Source organism: Erysipelatoclostridium sp. An173, assembly GCF_963931465.1.
In the GTDB taxonomy this organism is placed as follows: domain Bacteria; phylum Bacillota_I; class Bacilli_A; order Erysipelotrichales; family Coprobacillaceae; genus Thomasclavelia; species Thomasclavelia merdavium.
Genome location: NZ_OZ007017.1, coordinates 460,042 through 476,155 on the forward strand (window position 1 = coordinate 460,042; position 16,114 = coordinate 476,155).

Genomic DNA, 16,114 nt, shown 5'->3' on the forward strand with positions numbered 1-16,114 from the left:
TCTGCCTTGTTTTATGCTAATAGGAGGCAGTAATGAAATTAATTCAAAAATTTAAACAAATGAGTAAAAAGGAAAAAATAGGTCACTTTTGTGTTTATGTGGCTATTATCTTATTCCTGGTTTTTTTATACTTTTTTAATAGCAGCATTGAAAAAACACCATTACTTGATGAAAGCAGCGACGAATTTGCAAGAGCACGGGTAGTGGAAATAATTGAAGAAAATCGTGATAGTGAAGGTAATCAAGTTGGTACCCAAATTGTTAATGTGGAAATTTTATCGGGTGAATATGAAGGTGAAATTGTTCAAACTACTAATATTGATAGTTATTTATATGGGGCTGATTGCAAAGTTGGAACAAGAGTGATCGTTCAATTAAGTGAGTATGATGGTAGCCTTAGCGCTAGTGTCTATAATTATGATCGAACGAATACTTTAATTTTGATGGTAGCTTTATTTTTGTTTTTATTAATATTAATTGGTAAGCAAAAAGGATTAACATCAGCATTTGGTTTGATCTTTACGTTTATATGTATTATTTTTTTGTATATTCCAATGATGTATATTGGGTTTTCACCGTTTTTTAGTGCGGTATTAGTAGTAATTTTAACGACAATGGTAATAATGTATTTTATTGGTGGTTTTTCAATGAAAACATTATGTTCAATATTGGGTACAATCGTTGGGGTTGTTATTGCAGGGGTATTTGCTAGTTTATTTGGGGCTATGAGCCATATTAATGGGTTTAACGTTGATGATATTGAAACATTGATTTATATTGGTCAAAATAGTCATTTAGATATTAGTGGTTTATTATTTTCAGGAATATTAATTGCTTCGCTAGGAGCGGTTATTGATACTGCAATGTCAATTGCCACAACTATTGAGGAAATCAAATATCGTCGTCCTGATATTTCAGCTAAAGAATTATTAAAAAGTGGGATTAAAATCGGTGGCGATATGATGGGAACGATGTCAAATACTTTGATTTTAGCATTTACTGGTGGTTCTTTAAGTACGTTAGTTGTTTTCTATGCTTATGATATGCCATTTTTACAAATGTTTAATTCATATAGTATTGGCATCGAAATTATTCAAGGTATTTCTGGTTCGCTAGGAGTTATTTTAACGGTACCATTTGTTTCAATTATTTCAGCATTTTTAATGACAAGAAAAAAAGTTAGTTTAAATAATGAGTTAAAATAAAAAATACTGCCATAATATATATAAAAGCTACCGGAAAAACCGGTAGCTAAATTTGCAATAACTATTTTTTCAAAGCAAAATGATGTCCTGGTTTAATGAAATCTAATAATTGAAGTTCTTCTTCTTTGATAGTGGCAACTAAGTTACGTTCACCATCATTTGGGATTTCAGTTAAAACGATTTCTAATTCACCACGATAGTGTGCTAAATTATCATTTACGATTAATACGTCACCACGAGTGAATACTTTTTTATCACAGTCATGATGGGGAATATTTTTATCTACAACAGTTTGATTAGAAGATAAACCAAAGTCTTGAACAGACGCTTTTTCTTTAAATTTAACTCTTGGCATACTAGATCTTAACATGAATGATGAATGATCATAACGATCCCAATGAGGTCCAAATTCATACATGATCATTTGTTCGTTAGCAGTGATTTCTGGAACTTCATCAACACGCATTTCAATTGCTTGGAAGTTGATTTTTGATAAAGCTTCTAATTCTTCATCAGTAGCTGGATAATTACCAATTAAGATATCATCAACATTACCAGCAGCAAGCATTAAACGAGCTTGTAAATCAATTGGTAAACCGCGCATGATTTCTACAGTTGGTAAACCGCAGAATACTTGCCAAGGACCAATTGTATTTTCATTGTTGCTTGAAACAAATGCAGCTGTGTGTAAGTTTAACTCTTTCCAGTATCTGTTGTATTCTTGGAATAAGTCAAAATCTAAACCAGTATAACGTTCTGGGAAGAAGTTATGGCACATAATGATTTGTTCACGGTTACCACCATTTTTGATTAATAGTTCAACTCCAGAATCCATACTAGCATTGAATTCAATTCTAATATTGTCTTGGTTACGAGTAAGCTGGATATCACCTTGTGTCCCAAAATTTCCATCCATTCTGATAATATCTAGTCCTAAATCAACAAATGGTTTTAAATTATCAGGAGTAGCACCGATTAATTTAAATACTTCTGGATTAGTATCAGCAGCTACTTCAAATCCTAATTCATGAGCTTTTGTCATGAATTCTTTAAATTCCACCAAATAACTTTCGCGCTTATCTTCAGGGATTGATAAGAAACAAGTAAAGATTCTTTTAAACCCTAATTTAGCGGCTTTTTCCATGTACGCGTATACCTCTTCTTTTGGTGATTTATCAGGGTATACTGAAATTCCTAATTTATGCATTTCGTTTTCCTCCTTAATAATATCATTATAAAACTATTTAATGATTTTGTCTTGTATTTTATATAAAAATAATTGATAATATACAAAGATAGGTTGGTGAAAAGATGAATCTAAGTATAATAATGTCATTTGTTGTTACAATGGTTATTTCCGCTATCCTAGTTCCTATTGTTATGAAAGCAGGGGCCCAGCTTGGAATTGTAGCTCATAAAAATGAAAGAACAGTTCATAAAGTAGACGTCCCCCGAATAGGCGGTTATGCAATATATATAAGTTCATTAATTGGATCGGTTATTTTTTTAAAAACAGATCCGCAGATCAATGCTATTTTAATTGCTGGCTTTTTAGTTTTTTTCGTTGGGTTATTAGACGATGTTTATGATCTATCACCGAAAACTAAATTAATAGTTGAAATAGCAGCTGCTTTGATCGTTATTGTTCATGGTAATATTTATTTAAAAGGTTTTGATAATCTGCCTAGCAATTTAGTTCCAGTTATTCCTGGAATTATTACTGTTATATGGATCGTGGGAATTACGAATGCGATTAATTTAATAGATGGTTTAGATGGCTTATCTTCAGGTATATCAATTATTGTCTTGTTTACAATTTCGATGACTTCATATACTAGTGGTCGAACTGATATTGCCTCATTATCATTATTATTAGCCGGTGCTATTATGGGCTTTTTGTTTTATAATTTCCATCCAGCTAAAGTTTTTTTAGGGGATTGTGGTTCTTTATATATCGGTTTTATGATTTCGGTAATTTCATTACTAGGATTTGGTTACAATGTTTCTACGTTTTTTACTTTAGGGGCACCGATCGTTGTATTAATGGTGCCAATTATGGATACATTGATAGCAATAGTTCGTCGTAAAGTTCATCATAAAAAGTTCAGTGAAGCCGACCGAGCGCATTTACATCATAATTTAATGTTTAAATTAAAATTAGGACATCGTAAAAGTGTTTTAGTTTTATATGGGGTTACTTTTTTATTTTCATTAACATCATATATTTTTTATTATGATTCAGCTTTAGGAACCCTGATGTTTATTATTTTAATGTTTATTTTTGAATTATTTATCGAAATGACTAATATGGTTAGTCGAAAATATAAACCAGTATTAACGATTATTAATATTTTCTTAAAAAGCGATAATTTACCTAAGATTAAACATCTAGAACGTTATCGAGCTAAAAGAAGCGAACGTAGAAAAATATTTGATCGTTTTATGGTTATTATTTGTTTAGGTGCGGTTATTTTTGCAGTAAGTACATATTTCTATCCTAGTACTACAATTGAAAATCCAGCCCAGTATGTTGCAACACCATATAGTCAAAGTGATTCTAATGAAATATTGAGTGATATTTATAATCGTTTAGATCGTGCTTTTCAAAGTGGTTTAAGCAGTGAAGAGTGTCAGTTAGCAGCATCATATTTTGCAGTTGATTATTTTACGTTAAATGATAAAGAAGAAAATCAAGTAGGTGGTATTGATTATATTTACCCTAGTTTGCAAAGTGAATTTAATTCATTTGCGTTGAAATCATTTTATTTATATCGGGATACTTATCCGAATTTAGAAGTAACTAATTATGAAATTATTTCTTATTCACCTTCAAAAGTTGTAATTGAAGGATTAGAGGATAATGATTATTATAATGTATTGATTTCTTTAGAATATAATGTTGAAGATCAGCAGCTTCCTACAAGTGCTAATATCGTCATGGTTTATGATAGTAATCGTTATTATGTGGTAGGTGTTGATAATGCTTAGATTTGAATTGGTAAAGGTAGTTGATGAGCAGTTGTGTGCTTTTCATCAACGACAAACTGATTATTATCAAATAGAAAAACTTACACCTACTAAAGAGTATTTGATAAATGACATGCATGCTCCTGATGGTTTTGATCAAAATGATCATGTTGTCTATAAAGTATTTGATGATGATAGTTTAGTTTCAATTATTGATTATCAAAAAGGATATCGTTATTCGATGATTCATGATCAAAAATGTGTCTGGATTGGTTTATTTTTAGTCGATCAGAATAAACAAAGAACAGGACTTGGAACGAAAATTATTAATAAATTTATTGATGAAAAATGCCAGCAATTTGATTTGATTCAACTAGCATGTATTAAAGATAATCAAAAAGGATTAGCTTTTTGGCACAGTTTAGGATTTGAAAAAATTGGCTGCAGTAAGTATCGCGATTTAGATGTTATTGTTTTACAACGAAATTTATAATTATAAAACACCTCGTATGTTAAATAAGAGGTGTTTTTGACTAGATTTTAAAATATTTATAAAATGCTTTGGCAATACCATCGTTATCAACACTATCAGTAATATCATCACTAATTACTTTAATTTCATCAATGGCATTACCCATTGCAATACCATGACCAACAAGCTGAAGCATTTCTTTATCATTGATACCATCACCAAAAGCATAACTGTTTTCTTTTGGAATACCTAATTTTTCAAACATGTATTTACATGCAGTTCCTTTAGTAAAGCCTTTTTTATAAACGTCCATTCGAATTAGTCCGGTATAATATGGTACTATTGTAAAATCTTCTTTTAATTCATCATAACAAGCTTGTAATTGTTCGATTGTTTTAAATAATACACAACATGATATTGCTTCAACATCTTCAATTTCAAATTTTTCAATTAAATTAGCAGGACGAGCGCTGGTTCCTGAGAACATTTTACGATGATTAGTTACCATTGGATCATCTGGGCAAGCACACCAGGATAGTTCATGACCACCAAACATACTTTTGCCATCGTATTTTTTATAAGCAGCCATTTGTTTAGCTATTTCATCTTTAGTAAAAATATCATCGATCCATACTTGATTATTAAAAATAATATAATGGCCATCATTGAAAATATAGCCATCAAAATCAATGTCCTGGATACTACTAGGGACACTTCCTCTAGCCGTAGCTACAACAATATAATTTTTTTGTTGTTTAAATTCATTTAAAACGCGCATTGTCTCACTAGTTGGGTGTATAATATTATTAGGAACATTGATCATTGTTCCATCAATATCAAAAAAAGCAATTTTTTTCATTTGGTTTCTCCTTATAGTAGCTACTACTTTTGATAATTATTATAACAAAAATTTAAATACAATGATGATAGTTTCCTGATTTTGAAATAACCATTAGTTAAGCTATTGTAGTACTTTAAATTAATGCATTTAATTAAAAAGAGTGAAGAGGTAATGAAGGAAGTTAAAAATGATTGATGTCAGCGAACAAAGTAATCAGTAAATCATTGTTTTTTGAAAAAAAATATGTTATTATGTTTTAGCAATGTATCAAAGTATCTATTAGGAGGCATATTATGTTTGAAACTGTTTTAAATGGAATATTAGTTGCTGTATCGATAGCACTTATTATATTATGTTTATTACAAAGTGGTAAGTCTGATGGAATTGTTAATGCTTTAACAGGACAAAGTTCAAATTTATTTGCTCATCAAAAAGAAAGAGGAGCGGAATTGATTTTAACAAGAGTTACTGCTGGATTAGCGATTGTATTCTTTGTAATTGCAATCATTTTACGAATGTCATAATTAATAGGGCTAAGGTCCTATTTTTATTTTCAAGAAAGGAGGAGGTGAAACTATGAAAGAGGAAATATTAGCTTTATTGAAGGATAATAGTTATTTAGAGCGTTCGATTGACTTAATTGCTGCTAAATTGAATTATCAAAGCAGTGAACAGTTCGTTAAACTGGTAAAAACATTAAATGAACTTGAAGATGAAGGTTTAGTAGTTCGTAATAAGTACAATCATTATTATTTACCTAATCAATTTGGTATGGTATTAGGAACATTGACCCTTAATAAACAAGGATATGGTTTTGTAACTGTTGAAAATCAGGAAAAAGATATTTTTATTCCACAAAGTGGTTTGAAAGATGCCTTTAATAAAGATACTGTTTTAGTTGAGATAACTAAAAGTGGTGATGACAAAAAACCTGAAGGAACGATTGTAAAAGTCGTTAGTCGTGGTCAAACCAGATTTGTTGGTGAAGTTAAAAAAGGAAAACGAGAATGCTATGTTGAAGTAGATGATCGTTTATTTAAAAATCCTATTTTTGTTGATCATGCTCATTTACATGGAGCAGTAGTAGGAAATAAAGTTGTTGTTGAAATTAAAGTTTATAAACCATATTTAAAAGGTGATATTGTCAAAGTTCTAGGACATCGAAATGATCCGGGAATTGATGTTTTATCAGTAGTTTATGAACATGATGCACCAGTAGAATTTCCACAAGTTGTTTTTGATCAAATCAGTGATATTAAAGATAGTGTCACTGCAGATGATTTAGATGGTCGCGTGGATTTAAGAAATGAAGTTATCGTAACTATTGACGGTGAAGATGCAAAAGACTTAGATGATGCTATTTCATTAAAGAAATTAGATAATGGTAATTATTATTTAGGGGTGCATATTGCCGATGTTTCTTATTATGTTGGTGAGGGTACACCTTTAGATAAAGAAGCATTTGCAAGAGGAACATCAATATATTTGGTTGATCGAGTTATTCCAATGTTACCGCATAAATTATCTAATGGTATTTGTTCTTTAAATCCTCATGTAGATCGTCTAACTATTTCTTGTTTTATGGAAGTTGATTCTGAAGGAAAAGTTGTTGATCATGAAATTGTACCATCAGTTATTAACTCAACAGAGCGTATGACTTATACTAATGTAAATCGTATTTTAGCTAATGATCAAGCTATGCAATTACAATATAGTCATGTTAAAGATTTATTTTTCTTGATGGAAGAATTAGCATCGATATTACAAAAGAAACGTTTTAAACGTGGTGCAATAGATTTTGATGCTAAGGAAGCTAAAGTAATCGTTGATAACCGTGGTAATCCAATTGATGTTGTATTAAGACAACGAGGAATTGGTGAACATATTATTGAAGAATTTATGTTGCTGGCTAATGAAACTATTGCTGAACATTTTTATTGGTTAGAGTTACCGTTTTTATATCGGGTTCATGAAAATCCTAAACCAGAAAAATTGTTGCAGTTTGCAAATGTTGCTAAAACATTAGGTTATACTATTAAAGGTTCACTTGAAAATGTTTATCCTAATGAATTAAGTGCTATTATAGAAGCAAGTAAAGACACACCAGAGCATACAATTATATCTACTTTATTGCTTAGATGTATGCAAAAGGCTCGTTATGATGAACAATGTTTAGGACATTTTGGTCTAGCTGATGAGTTTTATACGCACTTTACATCACCAATTAGACGTTATCCTGATTTAATTGTCCATCGGATGATTAGAAGATTTATTTTTGAAAATACTGTAGATAAAAAGACTATTCGCTATTATCAAGAACTAATGCCAGAAATCGCTGAACAAACTTCATATCGGGAACGTGAAGCAATTGATATCGAACGCGAAGTTGATGATATGAAAATGGCTGAATACATGGAAAAGCATTTAGGTGAAGAATTTGAAGGAACAATAACTTCAATTACTAATTTTGGTTTCTTTGTAGAACTTGATAATACAATTGATGGTTTAGTTCATGTTACAGATTTAACCGATGATTTTTACTATTATGATGAACGTAACTTACGTTATGTTGGTCAAAGAAATGGTAAAGTATTTAAGATGTCTGATCGAGTAAAAGTCAGAGTAGCTAGTGCATCTAAAAAAGATCGAACAGTGGATTTTGAAATTGTTGGTATAAAATCTAACAAAAAACCTAGAAAAACTGTTATAATAAATAAGCGAAGTGACAGTGAACGTAAAAAACGACGCAACGATTCATTTCGTCATAGAAAACGACATGAAGAACCAGAATTTGCAAGACGCAATCGTAGTCGTTATAAAGGAAAAAAGAAAGTAAGAAAACGTCGTTAATAAAAAAAGGAGAAATGGCTATGAAAATTATTTCTAATAACAAAAAAGCATATCATGATTATTTTATTTTAGATACATATGAAGCAGGAATTGAACTTAAAGGTACTGAAATTAAATCAGTACGTTTAGGTAACGTCAATTTAAAAGATGCTTTTATCAGAATTAAAGATAATGAAGCTTTTGTAGAAAATATGCACATTTCTCCTTATAGTCATGGCAATCGTTTTAATCATGAGCCAAGACGTAATCGTAAACTTCTTTTACATAAAAAAGAAATTTTAAAAATTTCTAATAAAATAAAAGAAGGAGGCTTGACAGTTGTTCCAACTAAGTTATACTTTAATACAGGCAGTAAAGCCAAATTAGAAATTGCAATAGCTCGTGGTAAAAAACTTTATGATAAACGTCAAGATATTAAAGAACGTGATTCTAAAAGAGAAATCCAGCGAGCTCTTAAGAATTATTAATGGGGATGTCCTGGGTTCGACAGGTATATGTCTGACCTTAGCTGCAGTCGAAGGCATTCGTTAAATGCATCAAAAAAATAACTGGAAACAGACAAACTAATTACGCTTTCGCTTAGTCGACATAGACATGAAAGCTGCCACTGTTTAATGTGCCTATAATTAAATAGCTGGTATCATAACTCATAGGATAGTAGCAGTTATAGCTTAGGTAACTGTTACGAAAATCTTATAAGCTCGTTAGGTGGAAAATTGCTCATTGATTGTAGCCTAATTAAATTTATTCAATGAGATAAACTGTAGACGCTTTGGAGGGATTATGCTTGGACAGGGGTTCGATTCCCCTCATCTCCACCAATATTATCGCAGGTTTTATCAATTAGATTGTCTAGATATAGTTGGATATCAACATCATCCTGATTGATAAGTACTTTATATACGAACGCTTCAATAAGCGTTCTTTTTATTTTTTGATCAGAACTGTCTAGTTTACTTTTCATTTCATTTAAAAAACTTATTATTTCAGAAATATCAAAGCTAATATAATCATTTTTTTCTAATTCTTCCAGTTTATTTTTTATTATCGATTTTTCCTGATTCAATACATCGGATTTTTTATTTAAGCTATCTATAGATAATTTGTTATCTAGATATAAATCCAATAATCTTTCTTGTTTAGTTTCAATATTATCTAATTCTCTATGCAATTTAGAAATCTGTTCTTTATCAACGCCACTAGTTTTGTTTTTTATATAGCTGTTCATCTTATCAGCAATAATTTTAATTGCTTCATCATTTAAAAGATTATCTTTTATAGCTTCTAATACAGCAAATTCCAACTTATCTGCATTTATTGCTTTATTATCACACTGCTTGTTATTTTTTCTATTCATACAGCAGTAATTATAAGTCATTGTATTATTTTTGTTTCTATAGCTGCTGCTACCGCAATATGCAAACCCACATTTACCGCAATAAACTTTTCCAGTCAGTATATATTCATGCTTAGAATGTCTTCGAGGTTTAATTTTTTTATTTTTAATCTCTTGACATTTAAAAAATAAATCATCATCAATAATACGTGGCATACCACCTTCAACTTTTACTATTTCATCATCGTTTTTATAAATATGATTGCCAGTTTTTTTAGATTTTCTTTTATTCCAGACATATACACCTCTGTATTTTTCATTTGCGATAATATCATGAAGAGATGATACGCTAAAATTACGGCCTAATTTGGTTTTGAAACCAAGTTCATTTAATTTATCAGCTATTAGTCTGTAACCATAATTTTCACTATACATTTTGAATATCAAGCGTACTGCAGCCGCTTCTTTTTCATTGATTGAATAATGTTGATCATCAGTAACATTGTATCCCAAAGGTGGAATTCCTCCATTATGAATACATTTGATTGCATTTTCGTTCAATCCTTTTTTTACTTCTCTTGCAAGATTTTTAGAATAATATTCATTCATACCCTCAAGAACACTTTCTAATATGATGCTTTCTGGAGTATCATCCAGGTTTTCTAATACTGATAGAACAGCAACTCCATTATCTTTCAATTTCTTTTTATAAATCGCACTATCATAACGGTTTCTAGCAAATCTATCTAATTTATGGACAATTACAGCATTAAATAAACCATCTTTAGAATCTTCAATCATCTGCTGGAACTGATCCCGCTTATCGCTAGTACCAGATAGAGCTTCATCACGGTAAATATGAGTCAAAACATATCTATTTTTTCTACAGTAATCTTTAATTGCTCTTATTTGAGCATCAATACTTTCACTTCTTTGATTATCACTACTAAATCTGCAATATGCTACTACGTTGTTTATTTGCATAATAAAAACACGTCCTTTCTTATTATTTGCCTTGAACGTGCTCTTATGGTAAAATTGAGTACGTAAAAGGACTTTTGAGAGAGTCTTTTATATTAAGTGATATTGCAGTATCACTTTGACCATCCTATTGGCGTAGGGTGGTTTTTTATTTTGCTGTAAATTATTGATAAGTGCCAGAAATCACTTCTCCATCAAATTGTACATAAGTAGCTTTTCCGGTTCCATCATCTTGCATTTGTATTTGAATAATGAATTCTGAACGTATTTGTGCACCAAAGCTATTTTGAGCATCAACATACGAAGAAACTGTAACCAAATTGTTATTTTTTGTCATGTTCCATCCTTCTAGTGGATCAAGCCAACCACCAGGATATTCAGCAGTTGAGGGTGCTTTTAATATACTATCTATTATATCCTTACAGTATTGTTTAATAGAAGTAGCTTCACTTGTAGAAATAGTGTTTCTTTTTTCTTCTAGCTTTTTCTGCTCTTCGGCGGCTTTTTTGGCTGCTTCTTCAGCTTCTTTTGCTGCTTTTTCTGCAGCTTTTGCATTTTCTTCGGCAATTTGTTCCTCCGTTAGATTTACAGTAACTTTAAATGTGTTGGATTTAATTTTATTGGAATGTGCATCGGCTAGTTCACATACTACTTCGGTAGTTCCACTTTTTAAAGCTGTCAATTTATTATCTTCAAATGAAATAATTTCATGATCATAATCTTTGAATGTATAACTATCAATATTTGCATCATCTGGTGTAATATTGAAATCTATTTTTTTCGATTCGCCTTTATATAATTCTATATTATCGATAGAAACACTTTCCAATTCAGGACCACGCGTTATTGAACTAATAACACCTAATAAGCATATTCCCACAAAGACTGCAGCGCTTATAAGAATTTTTTGCTTTTTATTGAATTTCTCTGATTTATAAAATTTGTAAATGTATTTAAAAATAAAATACATTATTATAAACGGCAACAATACTAATATTCCAATAATTTTCCACCATGTTAGTTTTTTCTTTTCCATCTTTATCCCTTCCCTATATAATATTTTATATAAACACTGTTTAGTGTGTTTACCAGATTAAAATTTATTTTTTAATTCTCTGATAATTTGCTCAACTTCTTCTTCACATTCTTCTTCATCCTCTTTTTGACAGAAAAAATGATTTTTAAATATGTGAATGAGTTCATGAGCAGTGGTTTTTATATTCTGTTCACGGCTGTATTTTGAATTTATAGCAACCAGATAGCTACAGCCGTTGTAATATGCAAATCCTCTAACTGCAGAGGGTATATTGACATAATTAAGATTTATGTTATGAAATCTTAAAAAGTCTTCAAAATCCATAAAATCACATCGTTTCTTTATTGAATGTATCGATGATTTTAAGTATTTGTTCTAAGTCTTGAGGACTTAATTTTCTCGCTTTATCAAAAAGTAAAACCAGCTGATCGTTAGCAACTATTTCTTTGTAAAGTTCCAATAGTTCCGGTTTGTCTTTTAAATATTCTACGTTCTCATTATAATCGCCAAGACTTGTATTTTTTGAATTGTGAAAATTAACCTCATTTTCCGCTTCTTTTATTACATCTACATAATTGATATTTAATGCTTCACATACGATAGGTAAAATATCCATATCTATTCGCGATTTTCCATCTTCATATCTTTTTAATGTGCTTTTAGTTTTGATGCCATTAATTTTGTCAACAAGTTGGTCTAGACTTATTTCTTTGTGTAATCTTTCTCTTTTTAAAATTTTGCCTATTTCTTTGTATAGCATCATATCAATTTTAGCCATTATCTCACCTTCTTTAATTACAATTATACCAAAAAAATGGGACATTACAATAATAAAAAATTGAAATGTGCCAAAAAAATGTTGCATAAAAATTAAAATGGTGTTATATTGTTTATGTGCCATATAAACGGCACAAGAGAAAGGAGGATTAGATGGAAAAATATACAGTAGAGCAAGCTAGACGTTTAGCAAAAATTTCACAGACGAAAATGGCACAACTTCTTGGATTAAGTGAAAATACCTATATAAATAAAGAAAAAGGTGAAACAAGATTTTATGTTGATGAAGCATTATGTTTTGCAAAGTATGTAAATATTCCTTTTGAAAAAATAAAATTTACAAGAAGTTAATTTTTTTTAAAAATAATGTGCCGTTAAAATGGAACAAAATATTTTTTAATCATCGACCATTTAAATCATAGCATTGATGTTTCATCAACATCAAACACAGAAGTGTTGTTAGAAGTCATAAAAATGGATTTAAAAAGTATAGAAGGAATAATCGAATAAAGGAGGAAATTTTATGTGTGTTGATTTAGATAAAACAATTAAAGAAGAAAAAGAAAAAGTGATTAAAGAACTTTCTAAGTGGATTTGCAATGAATTAAAAGATACTTCCAGCGTTGAAACTGAAAGTATCTTGCCGGATGTAATTACTGCATTTCAAAAATTAACTTCATAATTATTCGCCATTTTCTAATGCATCCATAAGAGTATGCATAAATTCAGCTATGTCTTTAGCAGTTTCTTTTGGATCTTCATTAGGGATAATTAAATTGTTTTCAATTGCTTTTAATGTTAATTCTTTTGCAGCAATAATAGCTGAATTAGAATTTAATTTAGTACTCATTATTATTTTCACCTCGCTTTCATTCGAATTTCAGCATGGCAGTGCTGATAAATCAATTATAGCACGAGGTGAAGAAAAAAACTAAATAAGCTTTCTTGGTCACTAGGAGCCTGTCATTTATAAAAATAACAGTCAGTTAATTAAGTGAATTATCAAAGCCAGAAGATCCCAATAATGCTTTTTTACACGCCTCCTTTCGAAGTGAAATGATGGCAGGTTCCTACTGGCCAAGAAGGTAGAAAAAAGGAGGGAACAAAGTGAACGAATTAAATGAAAAGAAGAAATCGACAATTGATGTTGATGTTTCTGTATCAGGAATCGACGAAGCTGTAAAGAAAGCTGAACGGTTAGTTGAATTATTAAAAGAAGCCAAATCATTGGCAGATGATTTAGCCTCAATTAATTATGATCTGGATATTAAAATTTAATATCTGAGGTGAGTATCAAAACAAGGAGTGATTAGATGAATGAAATTGAAATCAAGTATGAAAATGACCAGCTATTAGTCACAAGCTTGCAAGTAGCGAAAGATTTTTCAAAAGAGCATAAGTCAGTTCTTAGAAGTATTGAAAATTTGGTAGCGCAAAATTGTGCCACGAAAAATTTGTTTTATGAAACTGATTACGAAAATAGAGGAAAGAAATACCCAATGTATCTTATGACCCGTGACGGTTTTACGTTATTGGCAATGGGATTTACTGGAAAGGATGCACTTGAATGGAAAATGAAATACATTCAGGCATTCAATGAAATGGAGCGCAAGCTGAATGATCCAATGTTTTTGGTAAAGAAATCAATGAAGTATCTTGAAGAAAAATGTAATGCATTGCTTGAGGAAAATCAGGAAATGAAACCAAAGGCAGAGTTCTTTGACCAGGTAGCAAGCAGTAAAACAGCTATTCAAATGAGTGAAGTGGCTAAAGTATTGAATTATCCAGGCTATGGAAGAAATAGACTGTTTGAATTTTTGAGAAATAAAAAGGTATTGATGGCTAATAACATACCTTATCAGAAATATGTCGATTGTGGATACTTCAGGGTAATCGAACAAAAATATACCAAACCTAGCGGCGATACAGCAATCAATATTAAGACTTTAGTTTATCAAAGAGGAATCAATTTTATTAAAAAACTATTGGATAAAGAATTATCTAATTAAAAAAAAGGGGGTGAAAATCATGCGAGACATAAAAGTTACAATTTCTAAGCATTCAGCGGATGTTGAATATCTGATAAAGATGCTTTCTGAACTGTTTTTATACAAAAAAACGGCCGTTGCGCCAACAACGACCAATAAAAATTAAAAACCAATTACATTATATGTAATTTTGAAGGAGTTGTCAAAGATGAAAAAAGAACCAATTATTCATGAATTGAAAAGAATTAAAGAAATTACGAACATGCGGCACAAAGAACTTTACGAGAAGTTTCCTTTTACTCGTGATTACCTGGATGAAAATGAATCAGTTTATCCCGTTGTGACAGGGCTTGTTGAAAGCGAATTAAGACATCTGATTGAAAGGATCGAGAAAAATGAATTTAGATAAGATGAGCGCCAGAGGCGCATTCACAATCGTAGCAATGATTATAACAGCTGCATTTATTGTAGCTGGAGTAATAGAAAAACTATTATAGGAGGATCAATAAGAAAATGGAAAAAAGCAAGTTATTAGAAGCTATTTTGAAAGCAGCAAAAGAGGCTGGTGCTGAAGTAAATAAAGTGGTAGTGCATGAAGTAAGTGTTGATGATTTGAGAAAAAGATATGGCTATTTAAAAGCATCTAAAATTAATAATGAATTTACTGTAGAAATTAGTAATTTCAATGTTAACGAGACATTAGATGTGATTTGTCAAATCATTAAGTCTTTAGAAGCAGAATTTGGTATTTCTAAAAGTGAAGCAATTAGCTATTTGTTGAAAAGCATTTATGAAGGTGGTAATAAAAATGCGAACTAAAAGAGAAGCAATAGAGATTGAAATTAACGTTCTTGAGACCAGAAGAAATATCATTGAGTTCAAGGATTTCTTAAATGATGAAGATAGAGAAAACATTCAAGAACTCAATAGAAAAATTAAAGCCTTAAGAGAAGAACTGGAAAAATGGTAGATTATGAAACATTTTTTGGTAATTGCTATGTTGATTATGTTAAAGATACAGAGCAATGGCACCAGCTTAGAGGCAAGGGTATAGGTGGCTCAGATGCTGGTATCGTGATGAATGTATCGCAATATCGCACTCCATACGAGTTATGGGAAGAAAAGACTGGAAAAGTTAAAAGAGAATTCGTTACAAATGAAGCGATTGAAAAAGGGAACGTTTTAGAACCAGTTATGTTTGAGTTATTTAAAATCTTGTATGGAAATAGATATGAAGTTATCGACACTAAAAATATCAGTTTATCAAGTAAGCAGTTCCCTTTTCTAAGAGCTAATTTGGATGGAGCACTTATAAATAAGCAGACAGGGCAAAAAGGCGTCTTAGAAATCAAATCTACGACCATACAGAATGTCTCAATGTTAAAGAAGTGGAAGCAAGATGATCTACCAATCACATATTACTTTCAGGTCTTGCATTATCTATATGTTACTGGGTTTGACTTTGCAATTGTATATGCAATCTTGGATATTCCTTGGTCAAATCAGCAGGAAACTCGTGTTGTCGAATTAAATAAAGCAGACCTGGAAGCAGACATTGAAATATTAATCAAAACAGAACGGTGGTTCTGGAATAAAGTAGTTACTAAAACACCACCACCGTTTTTAGAAAAACGAAATAAAGAACTAATTTAGGAGGAAAG

The 16,114-nt window shown here is 30.7% G+C and carries 21 protein-coding genes and 1 other RNA gene; 15 read left to right on the plus strand and 7 right to left on the minus strand.

What is annotated here, in order from left to right:
- The first annotated feature begins 32 nt into the window (after nucleotides 1-32).
- The gene (locus tag ABGT36_RS02310) at nucleotides 33-1,205 is read left to right on the plus strand and encodes a YibE/F family protein (protein WP_346676568.1); all 1,173 of its coding nucleotides are present in this window, start codon (nucleotides 33-35) and stop codon (nucleotides 1,203-1,205) included.
- 61 nt (nucleotides 1,206-1,266) lie between these two features.
- On the opposite strand, the gene ABGT36_RS02315 is transcribed toward ABGT36_RS02310, so the two are convergent.
- Complete coding sequence (locus ABGT36_RS02315) at nucleotides 1,267-2,412, minus strand: MupG family TIM beta-alpha barrel fold protein (RefSeq protein WP_346676569.1); 1,146 nt, start codon at nucleotides 2,410-2,412, stop codon at nucleotides 1,267-1,269.
- Nucleotides 2,413-2,516: 104 nt separating this feature from the next.
- Here ABGT36_RS02315 and ABGT36_RS02320 point away from each other — a divergent pair, with 104 nt between their 5' ends.
- Together ABGT36_RS02320 and ABGT36_RS02325 are read left to right on the plus strand one after the other, a co-directional pair.
- Entirely contained in the window at nucleotides 2,517-4,193 is a 1,677-nt protein-coding gene (locus tag ABGT36_RS02320; protein WP_087372379.1) for an MraY family glycosyltransferase, read from the plus strand.
- Complete coding sequence (locus tag ABGT36_RS02325) at nucleotides 4,186-4,665, plus strand: N-acetyltransferase (RefSeq protein WP_087372382.1); 480 nt, start codon at nucleotides 4,186-4,188, stop codon at nucleotides 4,663-4,665. The genes ABGT36_RS02320 and ABGT36_RS02325 overlap by 8 nt, the downstream gene beginning before the upstream one ends.
- 40 nt (nucleotides 4,666-4,705) lie before the next feature.
- On the opposite strand, the gene ABGT36_RS02330 is transcribed toward ABGT36_RS02325, so the two are convergent.
- Nucleotides 4,706-5,503, minus strand: coding sequence for an HAD-IIB family hydrolase (locus ABGT36_RS02330; protein ID WP_346676571.1), 798 nt, complete (start codon nucleotides 5,501-5,503; stop codon nucleotides 4,706-4,708).
- 275 nt (nucleotides 5,504-5,778) lie between these two features.
- Here ABGT36_RS02330 and secG point away from each other — a divergent pair, with 275 nt between their 5' ends.
- From secG to ssrA, 4 genes are all read left to right on the plus strand, one after another.
- Nucleotides 5,779-6,009 (plus strand): preprotein translocase subunit SecG, encoded by a 231-nt coding sequence (secG, locus tag ABGT36_RS02335; protein ID WP_087301625.1) that lies wholly within the window; start codon nucleotides 5,779-5,781, stop codon nucleotides 6,007-6,009.
- 52 nt (nucleotides 6,010-6,061) lie between these two features.
- The gene (gene rnr / locus ABGT36_RS02340; protein WP_308698303.1) at nucleotides 6,062-8,335 is read left to right on the plus strand and encodes a ribonuclease R; all 2,274 of its coding nucleotides are present in this window, start codon (nucleotides 6,062-6,064) and stop codon (nucleotides 8,333-8,335) included.
- A 14-nt stretch (nucleotides 8,336-8,349) separates the two neighbouring features.
- On the plus strand, nucleotides 8,350-8,802 hold the full coding sequence (gene smpB / locus ABGT36_RS02345) for an SsrA-binding protein SmpB (protein WP_087301621.1): 453 nt from the start codon (nucleotides 8,350-8,352) through the stop codon (nucleotides 8,800-8,802).
- 1 nt (nucleotide 8,803) lies between these two features.
- Nucleotides 8,804-9,156, plus strand: a transfer-messenger RNA (tmRNA) gene (gene ssrA / locus ABGT36_RS02350).
- Here the strand turns inward: ssrA and ABGT36_RS02355 are convergent.
- From ABGT36_RS02355 to ABGT36_RS02370, 4 genes are all read right to left on the minus strand, one after another.
- Nucleotides 9,117-10,655: a recombinase family protein gene (locus ABGT36_RS02355; RefSeq protein WP_346676573.1), complete on the minus strand. Its 1,539-nt coding sequence runs from the start codon at nucleotides 10,653-10,655 to the stop codon at nucleotides 9,117-9,119. The two genes, ssrA and ABGT36_RS02355, sit on opposite strands and share 40 nt — an antisense overlap.
- Before the next feature lie 160 nt (nucleotides 10,656-10,815).
- The gene (locus ABGT36_RS02360) at nucleotides 10,816-11,688 is read right to left on the minus strand and encodes a hypothetical protein (RefSeq protein ID WP_346676574.1); all 873 of its coding nucleotides are present in this window, start codon (nucleotides 11,686-11,688) and stop codon (nucleotides 10,816-10,818) included.
- Nucleotides 11,689-11,745: 57 nt separating this feature from the next.
- The gene (locus ABGT36_RS02365; protein ID WP_346676576.1) at nucleotides 11,746-12,012 is read right to left on the minus strand and encodes a hypothetical protein; all 267 of its coding nucleotides are present in this window, start codon (nucleotides 12,010-12,012) and stop codon (nucleotides 11,746-11,748) included.
- Between the two features lie 4 nt (nucleotides 12,013-12,016).
- On the minus strand, nucleotides 12,017-12,466 hold the full coding sequence (locus ABGT36_RS02370) for a helix-turn-helix transcriptional regulator (RefSeq protein WP_346676578.1): 450 nt from the start codon (nucleotides 12,464-12,466) through the stop codon (nucleotides 12,017-12,019).
- Nucleotides 12,467-12,618: 152 nt separating this feature from the next.
- On the opposite strand from ABGT36_RS02370, the gene ABGT36_RS02375 reads away from it, so the two are divergent.
- Nucleotides 12,619-12,816: a helix-turn-helix transcriptional regulator gene (locus ABGT36_RS02375; protein ID WP_346676580.1), complete on the plus strand. Its 198-nt coding sequence runs from the start codon at nucleotides 12,619-12,621 to the stop codon at nucleotides 12,814-12,816.
- 172 nt (nucleotides 12,817-12,988) lie between these two features.
- Nucleotides 12,989-13,147 (plus strand): hypothetical protein, encoded by a 159-nt coding sequence (locus tag ABGT36_RS02380; protein ID WP_346676582.1) that lies wholly within the window; start codon nucleotides 12,989-12,991, stop codon nucleotides 13,145-13,147.
- On the opposite strand, the gene ABGT36_RS02385 is transcribed toward ABGT36_RS02380, so the two are convergent.
- The gene (locus tag ABGT36_RS02385; RefSeq protein WP_346676583.1) at nucleotides 13,148-13,315 is read right to left on the minus strand and encodes a hypothetical protein; all 168 of its coding nucleotides are present in this window, start codon (nucleotides 13,313-13,315) and stop codon (nucleotides 13,148-13,150) included.
- Between the two features lie 257 nt (nucleotides 13,316-13,572).
- On the opposite strand from ABGT36_RS02385, the gene ABGT36_RS02390 reads away from it, so the two are divergent.
- From ABGT36_RS02390 to ABGT36_RS02415, 6 genes are all read left to right on the plus strand, one after another.
- Nucleotides 13,573-13,743 carry a hypothetical protein gene (locus tag ABGT36_RS02390; protein ID WP_346676584.1) on the plus strand — a complete coding sequence of 57 codons (171 nt, stop codon included), beginning with the start codon at nucleotides 13,573-13,575 and terminating at the stop codon, nucleotides 13,741-13,743.
- Between the two features lie 35 nt (nucleotides 13,744-13,778).
- A complete protein-coding gene (locus tag ABGT36_RS02395; RefSeq protein WP_346676586.1) occupies nucleotides 13,779-14,474 on the plus strand; it encodes a phage regulatory protein/antirepressor Ant in 696 nt (231 codons plus the stop codon).
- A 187-nt stretch (nucleotides 14,475-14,661) separates the two neighbouring features.
- Entirely contained in the window at nucleotides 14,662-14,862 is a 201-nt protein-coding gene (locus ABGT36_RS02400) for a hypothetical protein (protein WP_346676588.1), read from the plus strand.
- Between the two features lie 104 nt (nucleotides 14,863-14,966).
- Complete coding sequence (locus ABGT36_RS02405) at nucleotides 14,967-15,272, plus strand: hypothetical protein (protein ID WP_346676590.1); 306 nt, start codon at nucleotides 14,967-14,969, stop codon at nucleotides 15,270-15,272.
- A complete protein-coding gene (locus tag ABGT36_RS02410; protein WP_346676592.1) occupies nucleotides 15,262-15,423 on the plus strand; it encodes a hypothetical protein in 162 nt (53 codons plus the stop codon). The genes ABGT36_RS02405 and ABGT36_RS02410 overlap by 11 nt, the downstream gene beginning before the upstream one ends.
- On the plus strand, nucleotides 15,417-16,106 hold the full coding sequence (locus ABGT36_RS02415; RefSeq protein WP_346676594.1) for a lambda-exonuclease family protein: 690 nt from the start codon (nucleotides 15,417-15,419) through the stop codon (nucleotides 16,104-16,106). The genes ABGT36_RS02410 and ABGT36_RS02415 overlap by 7 nt, the downstream gene beginning before the upstream one ends.
- Nucleotides 16,107-16,114 lie beyond the last annotated feature (8 nt).